The organism is Halomonas ramblicola, from assembly GCF_030409215.1.
Lineage (GTDB): Bacteria > Pseudomonadota > Gammaproteobacteria > Pseudomonadales > Halomonadaceae > Halomonas > Halomonas ramblicola.
Genome location: NZ_JAUFPL010000008.1, coordinates 18,107 through 31,844, shown reverse-complemented (window position 1 = coordinate 31,844; position 13,738 = coordinate 18,107). Strand labels below are relative to the sequence as shown.

The window sequence follows — 13,738 nt, the reverse complement described above, 5'->3', positions numbered from 1 at the left end:
ATAGGCCGGGTGTGGACGCGCTGCAAGGCGTTGAGCTAACCGGTACTAATGGCCCGTGAGGCTTGACCATATAACACCCAAGGGGTCTGCGGGATGCAGACGACGCCGGGTACGCGAGGCGGCTCGGTCGGCATGATTCATATTGGCGTTTTTCGCCTGACGACCATAGCGAGCGTGCCCCACCTGATCCCATGCCGAACTCAGCAGTGAAACCGCTCAGCGCCGATGGTAGTGTGGAGTTTCTCCATGCGAGAGTAGGTCATCGTCAGGCACCTCTTCCGACACCCCGGCCAACTGGTCGGGGTGTTCTCGTTTGGGAGCTTCTCCATGGAGAGTCCCGGGAGGCCGGCCCAGTCATCGTCAGGCGCTCATTCAGAAACCCCCGAGTTCTTGCGAGCTCGGGGGGTTTTTGCGTTTCGGGACCGGGCGGTGGGTGAGTCTCGGGGCGAGACGGGTACAATGTCGGCACGTCGACGGATGATCTGGACGAAGGTGACATGACGACTCCAAGCGAACTGCTGCTCTACTGCCGACCGGGGTTCGAGCACGACCTGGCGGCGGAAGTCGGCGACAAGGCCGCGCAGGCCGGATGGGCTGGCGAGGCCCATTACGAAACCGATGCCGGCTTCATCCGTTTCCGTGTTGCGGGAGGGGAGGCGGTCAACCCCCTGCATCGCGCCATGCCGCTGGCCTCGCTGGTGTTCGCCCGACAGAGCCTGGTGGCGCTGCCGCCGCTGACGCCTTCCCGCGAGGACCGGCTGACGCCCATCGTCGAGCGGGTCGTGGCCAGTGGCTGGAGCTTCGAGAGCCTCTGGCAGGAGACGCCGGATACCAATGAGGGCAAGGCCCTGGCCAGCCTGACCAAGGCGCTGGGGCGTCCCCTGGAGTCGCTGCTCCGGAAGCGCAAGGCCCTGCGCCGCAAGGCGGGCGGACGACGCCTGCACCTGCTGTGGAGTGCCGGGGATCGGGTCCAGTTGGGCATGAGCTTTCCGGACAATCGCAGCGAACTGCCCGGCGGCATCCGCCGGCTGCGCTCTCCGCGCGAGGCGCCCAGCCGCTCGACCCTCAAGCTGGAGGAGGCGTGGCACGAGTTCGTGCCGCGTGACCAGTGGGGGAGCCGTTTGGGCGAGGGTATGCAGGCGGCCGATCTGGGGGCGGCGCCCGGTGGCTGGACCTGGCAACTGGTTCACCGCGGCATGCACGTCTACGCCATCGACAACGGGCCCATGGACAAGGTCCTGATGGCCAGCGGCCTGGTGGAGCATCTCAGGGAGGACGGCTTCACCTGGGAGCCGCCTTACCGGCTCGACTGGCTGGTGTGTGACATCGTCGACAAGCCGGCACGGGTGGTGGCGATGGTGGAGCGCTGGCTGGTGCGGCGCTGGTGCCGGGAGGCGGTGTTCAACCTCAAGCTGCCGATGAAGCGGCGTTGGCCCGAGGTGGCGGCCTGCCTGCAACACCTGGAGGAAGCCCTGGCAGGGGTGCACGTGAGCGCGGAGATCGGTTGCCGCCACCTCTATCACGACCGTGAGGAGGTGACGGTGCACGTACGGTTGCGCGACTGATACCCTGACCCGGCCCGATGCCGGGAATCAGTGGGTGGTCGGTTCGTAGATGCGGATACGCTCTTCCTCGGTGAGCAGCGGCATCAGGCGCTGCATGGCCCGGGCGCGCTCCTCGCTGGTGTACCATTCCTTCCAGGCGCGCATGTCGCGCCACTTGGTTATCATCAGACGCCGATCGCTGTGGCCGAGCTCGACGAGGCTCTCGCCGCCGACGAAGCCGCGCGCGCCCAGGGACTCACGCATGGCTGCTCGCGCGGCCTCCTCGTACTCCTCTTCGAGGCCCGGCATGATGCGGCGTTCGATAATGATCTTGATCATCTAGCATGCTCCGACTGACTGTTAGCAACCACGAGGCCTTCGATGGCGGATACCCCCGACTTCCACGCCGAGCTCGACACCACCGGACTCTACTGCCCCGAGCCGATCATGCTGATGCACAACAAGGTGCGCGACATGGGCGCCGGCGAGGTGCTCAAGGTGATTGCCAGCGATCCGGCCACCACGCGGGATGTGCCGAAGTTCTGCCAATTCCTGGGCCATGAGCTGATTCACCGACAGGAGCTCGACGGCAGCTACCTCTACTTTATCCGCTTGGGCTAATCTTGTCCCGCCTCCTCGGCCGGTTCGCAGGTCGGGGACTCCGGCATGACCATCAGGGCCAGCGCCTCGAGGGTGGCCGGGTCCTCCCGACGGATGCGATTGGCGATCTGGCGCTGGAAGAAGTAGACCACCCGGTGGCGGCTGTGGCCGGGATACAGGCAGGGGTCGCCGGGCAGGATGGGTGTGCTCTCCACCTGCCGCTCGTCGGCGAGCAGCGCCTCTACCGAGCCGTCGCTGTAGAGCCGCCAGCCGAATACCTGCTTGAGCTGCCAGGGCGCGTCACCTTCGTCCATGCACAGGGCATGGGTGCCCTGGGTCTCGGGGAGCTGCTGGATCAGGGTGACCTGGTCGGTTTCCTCGTAGTCGAAGTAGGCCGCGGCGTGCTCGAGTTCCAGTACCTTGTGCTCCGGCGCCACCTCGAAGAGTTCCTCGGTCTCGGGATCGCGATAGCCGACGAAGCTGCCGTGCTCGTCATCGTCGAGGCGATGGCAGGGGGTGAGGGCCTCCATCCAGGGGACCAGGCCGACCACCTCGCGATCCTCGCGCAGGCCCCAGGCCAGCAGCGGCATGCCGTACAGGGTGTCGGGGCTGGCGGCGAGGCGATACACCATCTCCAGGCCATCCAGTTCGGGCGCCAGGCGGATCAGGCGACGCCTGGCCTGCTGACGCTGGCGCATGGTTTCCAGGTCGATGACCCGGGCGGGGCGGGGTGACAGCGGGATTCCCATGGTGTCCCTCCACGTGCTGCGTGATCACGGGATCGGCGCCGGGCGGCAGGCTCCCCGGGCCGGACGGAAGCGCACTGCGTCGTCACTCTTGGACCACCAATAGCACAGTCGACCCGGCAGGTTAAGCCCCGGATGACGTCTTGTCCTCCCGGGGGCAGCGTTCGGCCAGCGTCTGCCGCAGCGTCCGGTGTCGCGACAGGGCGTCCCGGAAGGCGGGCAGGGGCGCCTCGGCATGTTCCAGGGAGAGCCACTCATGGCGGTAGCCGGCCACTGCCTCGGGAGGGGCCTCCAGGGTGTCGAAGAGCGGCGAGAGGCCTTCGAGCCAGGCCAGGCCGGCCGCCTCCAGCGCTTCCAGCCAGGCCGCCAGCCGTTCCTCCTCGGCGGAGGCATCGAGGCGGGCCGAGACGTCGCGGGCCTGGCAGCCATCGTGCCGCGCCAGGGCGCGGTCGAGCAGGGTGCTGGCCTCGCCCAGGCGCTGCTCGGCGAGCTGGAGGGTGCGCAGCAACTCGGCGGTGTAGGGGCGCGCGTTGAGGGCCTGCAGGTGATCCTCCAGCCGCTCGAGCTCGGGCAGCGGCGTCGTTTCGTCGAAGGGCGCTCGGCTGAGTGTCTCGAGGTAGTCGAGGGCCGCCAGCTGCTCCTCGGGTGGGCCCAGGCGGTCCGGCGGCAGGGGCGAGCTGACCCGCGAGAAGCTCTGCGACCACTCCTCCGAGCCGAACAGGCCGTTCCAGGTCGCCCGGGGGAGCTGCTCGCGCTTGGTGGCGGTGAGCCGTTCGAGCCGGGCGCGGTCGTCGTCGGCCAGGCGTTCGGCCACCTCGCCGTCGAGGCAGGCGTCGAGCCGCTGCCACAGCTCGAGCTCGTAGCGCCAGTGCTGGCTCGCCGGCGCGACCCGCCCCAGGGCGCTGTTGCGTTTGGCCACCAGGGTGGTGATACGGCACTCGCGCAGGGCGTAGACGTCGAGCATGCCCTCGCGGGTCTCGGGGATCTCCACCAGCCGCTCGCGGCGCTCGGGGAAGGCGCCGACATTGTCGGGGGAGCGGGGCTCGGGGGCCTCGAGTGCCAGTCGCGCAGCCAGGTCGCGCTGATAGTCGATCAGCACGGCGTCGCTCTCCTGGCCACCGCCGCAGGCCGCCAGCAGCGCCGCCAGCCCGGCGCTACTGGCGCGCCGCTTCACGCCCGCCATGGGCCACCACCGCCTTGCCGATGCGCCGCAGTCGTTCACCGAGCAGCACCGCCGCGGCCGTGAGGCCGACGATCAACCCCACCCAGTAGCCATGGACCCCCATCGGCGCGACCAGGCCGAAGAGCCCGCGGGTCCCCAGCCAGTGGCCGCCGGCCAGCCCCACCAGCCAGTAGGAGACCAGGGTGATGGCCATGATGATGCGGGTGTCCTTGTAGCCGCGCAGGGCGCCGGCCAGGTTGACCTGCAGCGAATCGGAGACCTGGTAGATCATGGCCAATAGGATCAGCGAGAGCGCCAGGCGTTGCACCGCCATGTCATGGGTATAGAGGCCGATCACCGGCTCGGCGGTGAGCCATAGCAGCAGGCTGTTGAGCAGGGCGACCAGCACGCTGAAGGCGGTGCCGTGCCAGGCGACCCGCCGCGCCTGGACCGGGCGCCCCTGGCCCAGGGTGTTGCCGACCCGGACCGTGAGCGCCATGGCCAGGGAGAGCGGCAGCATGAACAGGATGGAGGTGTAGTTGAGCGCGACCTGATGGGCGGCCACGGTCACCTCGCCGAGGCTGGCGATGAACAGGGCGATCAGGGTGAACAGCGTCACCTCGACGAAGATCGCCACGCCGATGGGGACCCCCACGTAGAGCAGCTCGCCGATCATCCGCGGACGCGGCGGCGCGGGGGAGTGCCACAGCGATACCTCGCCGTAGGCCGTCGATCGGTGGGTATAGAGCGCCATGCTCAGGCTCATCACCCACATGGAGAGCGCCGTGGCGATGCCGCAGCCCAGGGCCCCGAGGGCCGGCAGCTCCTGGAGCCAGCCCGGCAGCCAGTCGCCGAAGAGTCCGACGAGCCCGTCCCCGCCGTAGATCAGCACGAAATTGCTGGGCACGTTCACCGCCAGGCCCACCAGGCTGATCCACAGCGACGGCCGGGTGTGGTTCATGCCGTCGGAGAAGGCGCGCAGCGCCTGGAACAGCGCCACGCCCGGCATGCCGAAGGCCACCGCGGCGAGATAGGCCGCCGAGCGGCGGGCGACCTCCTCGGGCACCTCCATCAATCGGAAGACCGGGCCGACCGCCAGCCACAGCAGGGCCGCGGCGACGATCCCCAGCACCAGGGCGACCCACAGCGCCTGATGGACGTTGGGGCGGATCTCGGCGAGGCGTCGGGCGCCCAGCAACTGGGCGACGATGGGCGTGAGTCCCATCAGGGTGCCGGCCATGAACAGCATCAACGGCAGCCACAGGCTCGAGCCCACCGAGACGGCGGCCAGGTCGGTGGCGCCGAGCCGCCCGGTCATCATCACGTCCACCACGCTCATGCCGACCTGGGCCAATTGGGCACCGCAGATCGGCAGGGCCAGGACGAGCAGCGGGCGGGTCTCGCGGCGGGCGGTGTCGAGAAGGGTGGCGGTCAGGCTGGACAAGGTCGTGCGCTCCATGCAGACGAGGTTCCGGGGAACCGATCATCCTAGCAAGGCCGGGCGATTTTCGCGCGCCCCGGCGGGCCGCTATAATGCCGCCCCCATCCACCATTGCGGAGCGCGCGTGCCCCATCGACTCGACGACGTCATCGCCCTGTTCGACGGCCTCTTCCAGGACACCTTCGCCACCCGGCTGGTACGCGGCGACGACGAGCCGCTCTACCTCCCGGCCGACGCCGAGAGCCCCTGGCACCGGGTGATCTTCGCCCGTGGCTTCTTCGCCAGCGCGCTGCATGAGATCAGCCACTGGTGCATCGCCGGCGAGCGGCGGCGCCAACTGGAGGACTATGGCTACTGGTACCTGCCCGACGGCCGCGACGCCGCCCAGCAGTGCGACTTCGAGGCCGTGGAGGTGGCGCCCCAGGCGCTGGAGCTGCTGTTCTCGCGGGCCTGCGGTCTGCGCTTCCACGTCAGCGTCGACAACCTGGGCGGCGAGGTCGAGGTGGATCGCGAGGCCTTCCGCGCCCGGGTCGAGGCCCGCGCCGCCCGCTACGCGCGCGAGGGGCTGCCGCGTCGTGCCGCGGCCTTCCGCACCGCCCTGGCCGCCTTCTACGCCGAGGGTCAGCGCCTGGAAGAGGCCCTCGCCGCCGGGCGCCGTCGTCTGGAGGCGCAGCCGGCCCTCGAAGCGTGAGAGGCGCGCGGCGCCAGCCGACGCAGGCCTGGGCTAGGATGGAGCCATGTCCCATCCCCCGGAGCCTGCCGCCGTGGTCGACCTGCCCGAGCCCCTGCCCCAGGAAGCCCGCTTCCTCGACGCCCTGCACCGCGATGACTGGCCGCCTCCTCCCGCCCGCCTGACCCCCGAGGCGGTGGGACTCGACGCCGCGGCCCTGGTGGCGCTGTTCGAGTCCCAGTTGATGAGCCGCCACCTGGACCTGCACGCCCGTCGTCTGCAGGCCCGCGGCGAGGGCTTCTACACCATCGGCAGCGCCGGCCACGAGGGCAGCGCGGCCATCGCCCGGGCCTTCCGGGTCACCGATCCCGCCTTCCTGCACTACCGCGACGCCGCCTTCCTGATCGAGCGCGCCCGCCAGGTACCCGGGCAGGCACCGCTCTGGGACCTGCTGCTGAGCTTCGTGGCCTCCCGCGAGGACCCCATCTCCGGCGGGCGCCACAAGGTGCTGGGCTCGAAGGCGCTCAACGTGCCACCCCAGACCAGCACCATCGCCTCTCACCTGCCCAAGGCGGTCGGTGCCGCCCATGGCCTGGGGCTGGCCGGGCGACTCGGCGTGGCCGGCGAATGGCCCGCCGACGGCGTGGTACTGTGCGGCTTCGGCGATGCCTCCCTCAACCACTCCACCGCCCAGGGGGCGATCAACGCCGCCGGCTGGGCGGCCTTCCAGGGGCTGCCCGTACCACTGGTGCTGGTCTGCGAGGACAACGGTCTGGGCATCTCGGTGCCCACGCCGCCGGGCTGGATCGAGGCCAGCATGGGCGCGCGTCCGGGAATCCACTACCTGGCCTGTGACGGCCTCGACCTGCTGGACACCTGGCGGGCGGCCCGGGAGGCCGAGGCCATCGCTCGCCGGCGGCGCCGGCCGGTGTTCCTGCACATGCGCTGCGTGCGGCTGTTCGGCCATGCCGGCTCCGATGCCCAGCAGGCCTACCTGTCGCCGGAGCGCATCGCGGCGGACGAGGCGCGCGACCCCCTGCTGTTCAGTGCCGGCCTGCTGCGTCGCCATGGGGCGCTGGGGCGCGATGCCATCGCCGAGCGCTACCGCACCATCGGCGCCGAGGTGGCGCGCCTGGCCGAGGAGGCCGTGCGCCGGCCCCGGCTGGAGACGGCCGCCCAGGTGATGGCCAGCATCGTGCCGCCGCGGCGCGCGGGGCGCGCCCGCCCCGGGCAGGGGATGGAGAGAAGCGAGCTCGACCCGACGCCGGTGACCCTGGCCCGGGGCCTCAACCAGGCGCTGGCGCGACTGCTGGAGCGCTATCCCCAGGCGGTGCTGGCCGGCGAGGACATCGGCCGCAAGGGCGGCGTCTACGGGGTGACCCAGAAGCTCGCGGCGCGCTTCGGCGCCCAGCGGGTGATCGATACCCTGCTCGACGAGCAGACCATCCTGGGGCTGGGCATCGGCCTGGGCCAGAACGGCCTGCTGCCGATCCTCGAGATCCAGTTCCTTGCCTACCTGCACAACGCCGAGGACCAGCTGCGCGGCGAGGCGGCCACCCTGAGCTTCTTCTCCAACGGCCAGTACGCCAACCCCATGGTGGTGCGCATCGCCGGCCTGGGCTACCAGAAGGGCTTCGGCGGCCACTTCCACAACGACAACGCCATCGCCGTGCTGCGCGACATCCCCGGCTTGCTGGTGGCCTGTCCTTCCAACGCCGCCGACGGCGTGGGGCTGCTGCAGGAGGCGGTGCGCCTGGCCGACGAGGAGCAGCGGGTGGTGGTGTTCCTCGAGCCCATCGCCCGCTACCACACCCGCGACCTGCTGGCGGAGGGCGACGGCGGCTGGGGCTTCGCCGACCCGGGGCCCGAATACCGCCTGCCGGTGGGGGAGCTCGGCCGCTGGGGGGAGGGGCGCGACCTGGCCATCGTCACCTACGGCAACGGCGTCTACCTGGCGCGGCAGGCCGCGGCCGAACTCGAGGCATCGGGCATCGCGCCGCGCATCATCGATCTGCGCTGGCTCACCGCCATCGACCACGACGCCGTGCACGGGGCGGTGGCCGACTGCGCGCGGGTGCTGGTGGTGGACGAGTGCCGGCGCTCGGGTTCGCCCAGCGAGGAACTGGTCACCGCCCTGATGGAGCGCGGCGTGGCCGGTGAACGCCTGGCGCGGCTCACCGCCGAGGAAAGCTTCATTCCGCTGGGGCCGGCGGCCACCGCCACTCTGCCGTCGGTGGCGGGGATCGTCGCCCGCGCCCGGACACTGCTGGGGACGGCCTGACGGCGGCTCAGGCCTCGCCGTTGCAGATACGCTGGTGGAGGCGCAGCATCACCTCCACCTCGTGCTCGGGGCGCAGCGGTTCCAGCCCCAGTTCGCCGAACAGCTCGCCCCGGGAGCGCGACCACTCCCCGGGGGGCAGGTCGTCATAGAGGACCTCGGCAGGGGCCAGCTCCACGAAGGGATCCAGGCCGTAGGTGTCGAAGAGCCGCGAGAGGGCCGCCTCGTCGTCACTGACGCCGGCGGTGTAGAGGGTGGCGCTGAAGTGGTCGTTCTCCAGTTCGCGGATCACGTCCAGGGGGCTCACGCCCATGCTGTTGAGCTCCTCCAGGCTGTAGTCGCCGAGCGACACCAGCTCGGCGTCCAGCCACGTCTCGTCGGGCTGGATCAGGGTGTGCTTGACGCGCCCGTCGGGCAGGGTCCAGGCGACGGCGAGCGGCAGTCCATCGTCCTCGCCGGTCTCCACGGCGATGAAGCCGGGTACGTCGGCCATGTCGGGTATCCTCGTGTTGTTCATTGCCTGGCGTCGGGCCCGGCCGGATCACCGGTGGCAGCGTCCGGGAGCCGGAAGAAGGCGCGGGCGGTCGCCGTGGTGGTCCGGGCCAGTTCCGCCGCCGTCTCACCGCGCCAGTGGGCGATCTCGCGCACGATCCAGGGCAGCAGCGCCGGCTCGTGACGCCTCCCCTTGAGTTTGGCAGGTAAATTGCGCGGCAGCAGGTAGGGGCAGTCGGTCTCCACCATCAATCGCTGCGCCGGGATCTCGCCCACCAACTCGCGCAGGTGGTGGCCACGGCGCTCGTCGCACAGCCAGCCGGTCAGGCCGATGTGCAGGTCGAGATCCAGGTAGCCGTGCAGGGTCTCGCGGTCGGCGGTGAAACAGTGCACCACGGCGTCACGGATGTCGTCGCGCCAGTGCTTGAGCACCTCGCGCATGCGGCCTCCGGCATCGCGCTCGTGGACGAACAGCGGCTTGTCGCTCTCCGCGGCGAGGCCCAGCTGGGCCTCGAAGGCGCGCTCCTGCTCGGCGGGGGTGGAGAAGTTGCGGTTGAAGTCGAGCCCGCACTCGCCTACCGCCACCACCTCGGGAAGGTGATGCAGGTCGCGCATCGCCGCTTCCAGGTCGGCGTTCCAGTCGCTGGCATCATGGGGATGGATCCCGGCGGTGGCATGCAGGCCGGGGTAACGCCGCGCCAGCTCGACCGCCTGCTCGGCGTGCTCGCGGTCGGTACCGGTGAGGATCAGGGTGGTGACGTTGGCCGCCCGAGCGCGCCCCAGCACCGCCTCGAGGTCGTGGGCGAAGCTCGCGTGGGTGAGGTTGGCGCCGATGTCCACCAGCGGGGCGGACGAGGTGAAGCGCAGCGCCTCGGGCAGGAAGTCGTCGAAGGTATCGTGGGGGTCCGCCAAGCCGTAACTCCTGTGTCGGGCTGCCAGGGAGGCGAATTGTACCCGGCGGAGCCCGGCGGCGGCCACGCCGGGACTCGCTTGCGTTACACTGGGCGCCTTCACGATCGAGAGAGGTACCCGCGTGACCCTGCTACGTCTGGAACAGCTGCAACTGGCCTATGGCAACCATGTGCTGCTCGACGGCGCCGACCTGGTGCTGGAGAAGGGCGAACGTCTGGCCCTGGTGGGGCGCAACGGCACCGGCAAGTCGACGCTGCTGCGCCTGGTGGCCGGCGAGACGCAGCCCGATGGCGGCAGTATCTGGCGCGCGCCGGGACTCAAGATCGGCGTGCTGGCCCAGGCGCTGCCCCAGGCCGACGGCCAGACCATCTTCGACGTGGTGGCCGGCGGCCTGCCCGAGGCCGGCGAGCTGCTCTCCGAGTACCACCATCTGATCGGCGAGGCGGAGCCGGACATGCGACGGCTCTCCGCGCTGCAGTCGCGGCTCGAGGCCATCGATGGCTGGTCCTTCCACCAGCGTATCGACGTGGTGCTGACCCGGCTCGGCTTGCCCGCCGACGCCGAGATGGCCGCGCTCTCCGGCGGCTGGCGGCGTCGCGTGGCGCTGGCCCGGGCGCTGGTGGCCGAGCCCGATCTGCTGCTGCTCGACGAGCCCACCAACCACCTGGACCTGGATACCATCGCCTGGCTGGAGGAGCAGTTGGCCGCCTTCAACGGCGCCGTGCTGTTCATCACCCACGACCGCGCCTTCCTGTCGAAGCTGGCCACGGCGATTCTCGAGCTCGACCGTGGCCGGCTCGGTCGCTATCCCGGCGACTATGCCCGCTACCAGGAACAGAAGACCCACGAACTGGAGGTGGAGGCCCGCGAGAACGCCGAGTTCGACAAGAAGCTCGCCCAGGAGGAGGCATGGATCCGCCAGGGCATCAAGGCCCGACGCACCCGTAACGAAGGGCGGGTGAGGGCGCTGGAGCAGATGCGTCGCGAGCGCAGCCAGCGCCGCGAGCGCCAGGGCACCGCCAACCTCAACGTGGACACCGGCGAGCGCAGCGGCAAGCGGGTGGTGGAACTCAAGGGGGTCACCCAATGCTTCGGCGACGAGACGGTGATCCGCGACTTCTCCATCGAGGTGCAGCGCGGCGACCGCATCGGCCTGATCGGGCGCAACGGCGCCGGCAAGACCACATTGCTCAAGATCCTGCTCGGCGAGATGGAGCCGACCCAGGGGACGGTGCGCCTGGGCACCAAGCTGCAGGTGGCCTACTTCGACCAGCTGCGCGGTGGTCTGGAGCCCGAGAAGACGGTCTACGACAACGTCGCCCAGGGCAGCGACCGGGTCAGCGTGGGCGGTCGCGACCGCCACGTCATGAGCTACCTGCAGGACTTCCTGTTCTCCCCGGAGCGCGCCCGCCAGCCGGTCAAGGCGCTCTCCGGGGGCGAGTCCAACCGCCTGCTGCTGGCCAAGCTGTTCACCCAGCCGGCCAACGTCCTGGTGCTCGACGAGCCCACCAACGACCTGGACGTCGAGACCCTGGAGCTGCTCGAGGAGCTGCTGCTCGACTTCGACGGCACCCTGCTGCTGGTCTCCCACGACCGCGCCTTCATGGACAACGTGGTGACCAGCGTGCTGGCCTTCGAGGGCGAGGGCCGGGTGCGCGAGTACGTGGGCGGCTACAGCGACTGGGTGCGCCAGGGCGGCCGCTTGCCGCCGGCGCCCTGGGAGGGCGCGGCGCGCCAGCATGCCGAGCCCGCGGCAGCGGCCGGCGAGGAGGCGAACCCGTCGGCGGTGCAGGCGCCCCCGGCGGGGGAGCCTTCAGCGGGGGGCAAGCAAGGAGCGAAACGGGCCGCCAAGCTCTCCTACAAGCTGCAGCGCGAGCTGGACGGCCTGCCGGCGGAGATCGAGCGCCTGGAAGCGGAGGTGGCGGCCTTCGAGGCGCAGGCGGGCGACCCGGCCTTCTACCAGCAGGACGCCGATACCGTGACCCGCACGCTGGAGGCGCTCGCCGACAAGCAGGCGGAGCTGGACGCCGCCATGGAGCGGTGGATGGAGTTGGAGGCGCTGGCCGCCGGGGAGGGCTAGGAAAGAGCCCTTCTCGGATCAGCGTGCGGGTTTTGTGTAGGAGGCCAACTCGTTGGGCGATGGAGGCCGCAGGCCTCCCCGGCGGCGGCCACCCGCGTGGCTAACACCGCCGGGCGCCTGATGGCGCCAGTCGCGCAGCAAGTTTCCCTCCTACGGTGCGACTTCATGCCGCTCTGCGTAGGCCCAAAGGCGGGGTCGGGCCTACTCGTCGGATTCGCCCTTCTTGCCGACCCGCACGGCGAGCACGTCGCAGCGCGCGCCGTGCAGCACCCCGGTGGAGGTGGAGCCCAGCAGCAGGGCGAAGCCGTGGCGGCCATGGGAGCCGACCACGATCAGGTCGACGTCGTACTCCTCGGCGAAGCGGTGGATCTCGGTGTCGGGCATGCCCACCAGCACGTGCTGGTCCTCCTTGGCCACCAGCGGGTCGGCGATCTCGGCGAGGCGCTGCTTGGCGTGCTCGTCGAGCTGGTCCTGGATGCTGGTGAGGTCCATGGGGATGTCGCCGCCGTAGGCGAAGCCCAGCGGCTCCAGGGTGTGCAGGATGGAGAGCCTGGCATGGTTGCGGTCGGCGATCTGGGCCGCCCGCTCCAGCACCTTGTGGGAGTCCTTGGTCAGATCGACGGCGACCAGGACGTGACGGTATTCGTTGCTCATGGAAGGCTCCTCGACAGGTTTCCGGCCTGGGGATGGGATGCCTTCACTCTAGGACGCCTGGCCCGGCAAGACAACGACCCATATCAAGGATCACGCATCAACGCGAAACGGAGAAACCCATGACCTGGCTGTTCATCCTGCTGGCCATGCTGCTGGTGATATCCCCGGTGATGTGGCTCAAGCCGAGCCCGCGCCAGAAGCGCGTGGCCGCGCTGCGCAATGCCGCCATGAAGACCGGCCTGAAGGTGTCGCTGCAGACCCCGCCGCTGCACGGCGCCACGACCGCCATGCCGGCCTATCGCTGGCATTACCCCCAGCAGCGCCCGGGGCCGGACTTCGTGCTGGTACGCGACAGCCATGCCGCCGAGGCGCTCAAGCCCTTCGCCCACGACTGGCGCTGGCGCCACGAGCCGCTGCGCCCCTTGCCGGACGACCTGACAGCCCGCCTCAAGCGCCTGCTGGAGCGCCTGCCCCAGGACGCGCTGGTGGTGGAATCCGACGCGCGGGCCCTGACCCTGTGGTGGGGGGAGTCCCAGGACTTCGCGCGCTTCTCGACCTACCTGGAGGATTTCGTCGCCCTGCGCGACGGCCTGGCGGGACGCCCCGACGATCCGGCGGCTGCCCCGTCCCCCCCGCCGGGGCAGCCGCCGGGGGCGTGATCGACGCCGCCGACGGTTAGTCGGCCGTCTCGGCGTCGCGGGCCTGGATGGCCAGGCCATTGCCCTCGATGCGTGACAGCAACTCGGCGAGCTGGGCGACCTCGGCGTCGTTCAGGCCGGCGAGCATCTCGCCGCGGGCCTCGCGGACCACGGCGTCGATGCGCTCCAGCAGGGGGGCGGCCTCCTGGGTGAGGTAGACGCGCTTGGTGCGGCGATCCTGATCGCAGGGGCGGCGCTCCACCAGGCCCTGTTCGGAAAGCTGGTCCAAGGTACGCACCAGGGAGGGGGCCTCGACGCCGATGGCGCGGGCCAGGTCGCACTGGGGCTGGCCGTCGCCGAGCCGCCACAGGTGATAGAGCGTGACCCAGCGGGTCTGGGTCAGCCCCAGGGGCGCGAGGCGTTCGTCGATGATGGCGCGCCACAGGCGTGGCAGCCGGCTAAGCTGGAAACCGATGTTCTCGTGCATGGCGCGGCAGGGTCCGTGGAAATAAAGTGGATTG

General features: G+C 70.4%; 14 protein-coding genes and 1 rRNA gene. 7 read left to right on the top strand and 8 right to left on the bottom strand.

From position 1 onward, the window contains the following. The first annotated feature begins 155 nt into the window (after nt 1–155). Both rrf and rlmM read left to right on the top strand, forming a co-directional pair. Nucleotides 156–271: ribosomal RNA gene (gene rrf / locus QWY80_RS01745) — 5S ribosomal RNA — on the top strand. A 226-nt stretch (nt 272–497) separates the two neighbouring features. Next, a complete protein-coding gene (gene rlmM / locus QWY80_RS01740) occupies nt 498–1,565 on the top strand; it encodes a 23S rRNA (cytidine(2498)-2'-O)-methyltransferase RlmM (protein ID WP_290228950.1) in 1,068 nt (355 codons plus the stop codon). Between the two features lie 27 nt (nt 1,566–1,592). Here the strand turns inward: rlmM and QWY80_RS01735 are convergent, their stop codons facing one another. After that, nucleotides 1,593–1,883, bottom strand: a complete 291-nt coding sequence (locus tag QWY80_RS01735) for an antibiotic biosynthesis monooxygenase family protein (protein WP_290228949.1) — start codon at nt 1,881–1,883, stop codon at nt 1,593–1,595. A gap of 42 nt (nt 1,884–1,925) precedes the next feature. On the opposite strand from QWY80_RS01735, the gene tusA reads away from it, so the two are divergent. Next, a complete protein-coding gene (tusA, locus tag QWY80_RS01730) occupies nt 1,926–2,165 on the top strand; it encodes a sulfurtransferase TusA (RefSeq protein WP_290228948.1) in 240 nt (79 codons plus the stop codon). Here tusA and QWY80_RS01725 read toward each other — a convergent pair. The 3 genes from QWY80_RS01725 to QWY80_RS01715 all read right to left on the bottom strand — a co-directional run bounded on the left by QWY80_RS01725 (nt 2,162) and on the right by QWY80_RS01715 (nt 5,511). Continuing rightward, the gene (locus QWY80_RS01725; protein ID WP_290228947.1) at nt 2,162–2,893 is read right to left on the bottom strand and encodes a hypothetical protein; all 732 of its coding nucleotides are present in this window, start codon (nt 2,891–2,893) and stop codon (nt 2,162–2,164) included. The genes tusA and QWY80_RS01725 overlap by 4 nt on opposite strands. 121 nt (nt 2,894–3,014) lie before the next feature. Next, nucleotides 3,015–4,073, bottom strand: coding sequence for a DUF3080 family protein (locus QWY80_RS01720; RefSeq protein WP_290228946.1), 1,059 nt, complete (start codon nt 4,071–4,073; stop codon nt 3,015–3,017). Then, nucleotides 4,045–5,511, bottom strand: a complete 1,467-nt coding sequence (locus tag QWY80_RS01715) for an MATE family efflux transporter (RefSeq protein ID WP_290228945.1) — start codon at nt 5,509–5,511, stop codon at nt 4,045–4,047. Before QWY80_RS01715 ends, QWY80_RS01720 begins: the two co-directional genes overlap by 29 nt. Nucleotides 5,512–5,617: 106 nt before the next feature. Here QWY80_RS01715 and QWY80_RS01710 point away from each other — a divergent pair, with 106 nt between their 5' ends. Both QWY80_RS01710 and QWY80_RS01705 read left to right on the top strand, forming a co-directional pair. Then, nucleotides 5,618–6,184, top strand: coding sequence for an elongation factor P hydroxylase (locus tag QWY80_RS01710; protein WP_290228944.1), 567 nt, complete (start codon nt 5,618–5,620; stop codon nt 6,182–6,184). Nucleotides 6,185–6,230: 46 nt separating this feature from the next. After that, nucleotides 6,231–8,444 carry a thiamine pyrophosphate-dependent enzyme gene (locus tag QWY80_RS01705; protein WP_290228943.1) on the top strand — a complete coding sequence of 738 codons (2,214 nt, stop codon included), beginning with the start codon at nt 6,231–6,233 and terminating at the stop codon, nt 8,442–8,444. A gap of 7 nt (nt 8,445–8,451) precedes the next feature. Here the strand turns inward: QWY80_RS01705 and QWY80_RS01700 are convergent, their stop codons facing one another. Continuing rightward, entirely contained in the window at nt 8,452–8,934 is a 483-nt protein-coding gene (locus QWY80_RS01700) for a hypothetical protein (RefSeq protein ID WP_290228942.1), read from the bottom strand. Between the two features lie 20 nt (nt 8,935–8,954). After that, nucleotides 8,955–9,845, bottom strand: coding sequence for a TatD family hydrolase (locus tag QWY80_RS01695; protein WP_290228941.1), 891 nt, complete (start codon nt 9,843–9,845; stop codon nt 8,955–8,957). Between the two features lie 121 nt (nt 9,846–9,966). On the opposite strand from QWY80_RS01695, the gene QWY80_RS01690 reads away from it, so the two are divergent. Continuing rightward, nucleotides 9,967–11,925 carry an ATP-binding cassette domain-containing protein gene (locus QWY80_RS01690; RefSeq protein WP_290228940.1) on the top strand — a complete coding sequence of 653 codons (1,959 nt, stop codon included), beginning with the start codon at nt 9,967–9,969 and terminating at the stop codon, nt 11,923–11,925. Between the two features lie 201 nt (nt 11,926–12,126). On the opposite strand, the gene QWY80_RS01685 is transcribed toward QWY80_RS01690, so the two are convergent. Continuing rightward, entirely contained in the window at nt 12,127–12,579 is a 453-nt protein-coding gene (locus QWY80_RS01685; RefSeq protein WP_290228938.1) for a universal stress protein, read from the bottom strand. Between the two features lie 119 nt (nt 12,580–12,698). On the opposite strand from QWY80_RS01685, the gene QWY80_RS01680 reads away from it, so the two are divergent. Continuing rightward, complete coding sequence (locus tag QWY80_RS01680; RefSeq protein ID WP_290228937.1) at nt 12,699–13,238, top strand: preprotein translocase subunit YajC; 540 nt, start codon at nt 12,699–12,701, stop codon at nt 13,236–13,238. A gap of 16 nt (nt 13,239–13,254) precedes the next feature. Here QWY80_RS01680 and slyA read toward each other — a convergent pair whose 3' ends face one another. After that, the gene (slyA, locus tag QWY80_RS01675; protein ID WP_290228936.1) at nt 13,255–13,704 is read right to left on the bottom strand and encodes a transcriptional regulator SlyA; all 450 of its coding nucleotides are present in this window, start codon (nt 13,702–13,704) and stop codon (nt 13,255–13,257) included. Between the last annotated feature and the right edge of the window lie 34 nt (nt 13,705–13,738).

Bases quoted from the DNA above. Each gene is read 5' to 3' on its own strand.
- QWY80_RS01715 (WP_290228945.1), bottom strand. From the start codon at position 5,511: ATGGAGCGCACGACCTTGTCCAGCCTGACCGCCACCCTTCTCGACACC.
- tusA (WP_290228948.1), top strand. From the start codon at position 1,926: ATGGCGGATACCCCCGACTTCCACGCCGAGCTCGACACCACCGGACTC.
- QWY80_RS01700 (WP_290228942.1), bottom strand. From the start codon at position 8,934: ATGGCCGACGTACCCGGCTTCATCGCCGTGGAGACCGGCGAGGACGAT.
- slyA (WP_290228936.1), bottom strand. From the start codon at position 13,704: ATGCACGAGAACATCGGTTTCCAGCTTAGCCGGCTGCCACGCCTGTGG.
- rlmM (WP_290228950.1), top strand. From the start codon at position 498: ATGACGACTCCAAGCGAACTGCTGCTCTACTGCCGACCGGGGTTCGAG.
- QWY80_RS01725 (WP_290228947.1), bottom strand. From the start codon at position 2,893: ATGGGAATCCCGCTGTCACCCCGCCCCGCCCGGGTCATCGACCTGGAA.
- QWY80_RS01705 (WP_290228943.1), top strand. From the start codon at position 6,231: ATGTCCCATCCCCCGGAGCCTGCCGCCGTGGTCGACCTGCCCGAGCCC.
- QWY80_RS01720 (WP_290228946.1), bottom strand. From the start codon at position 4,073: ATGGCGGGCGTGAAGCGGCGCGCCAGTAGCGCCGGGCTGGCGGCGCTG.
- QWY80_RS01735 (WP_290228949.1), bottom strand. From the start codon at position 1,883: ATGATCAAGATCATTATCGAACGCCGCATCATGCCGGGCCTCGAAGAG.
- QWY80_RS01685 (WP_290228938.1), bottom strand. From the start codon at position 12,579: ATGAGCAACGAATACCGTCACGTCCTGGTCGCCGTCGATCTGACCAAG.
- QWY80_RS01680 (WP_290228937.1), top strand. From the start codon at position 12,699: ATGACCTGGCTGTTCATCCTGCTGGCCATGCTGCTGGTGATATCCCCG.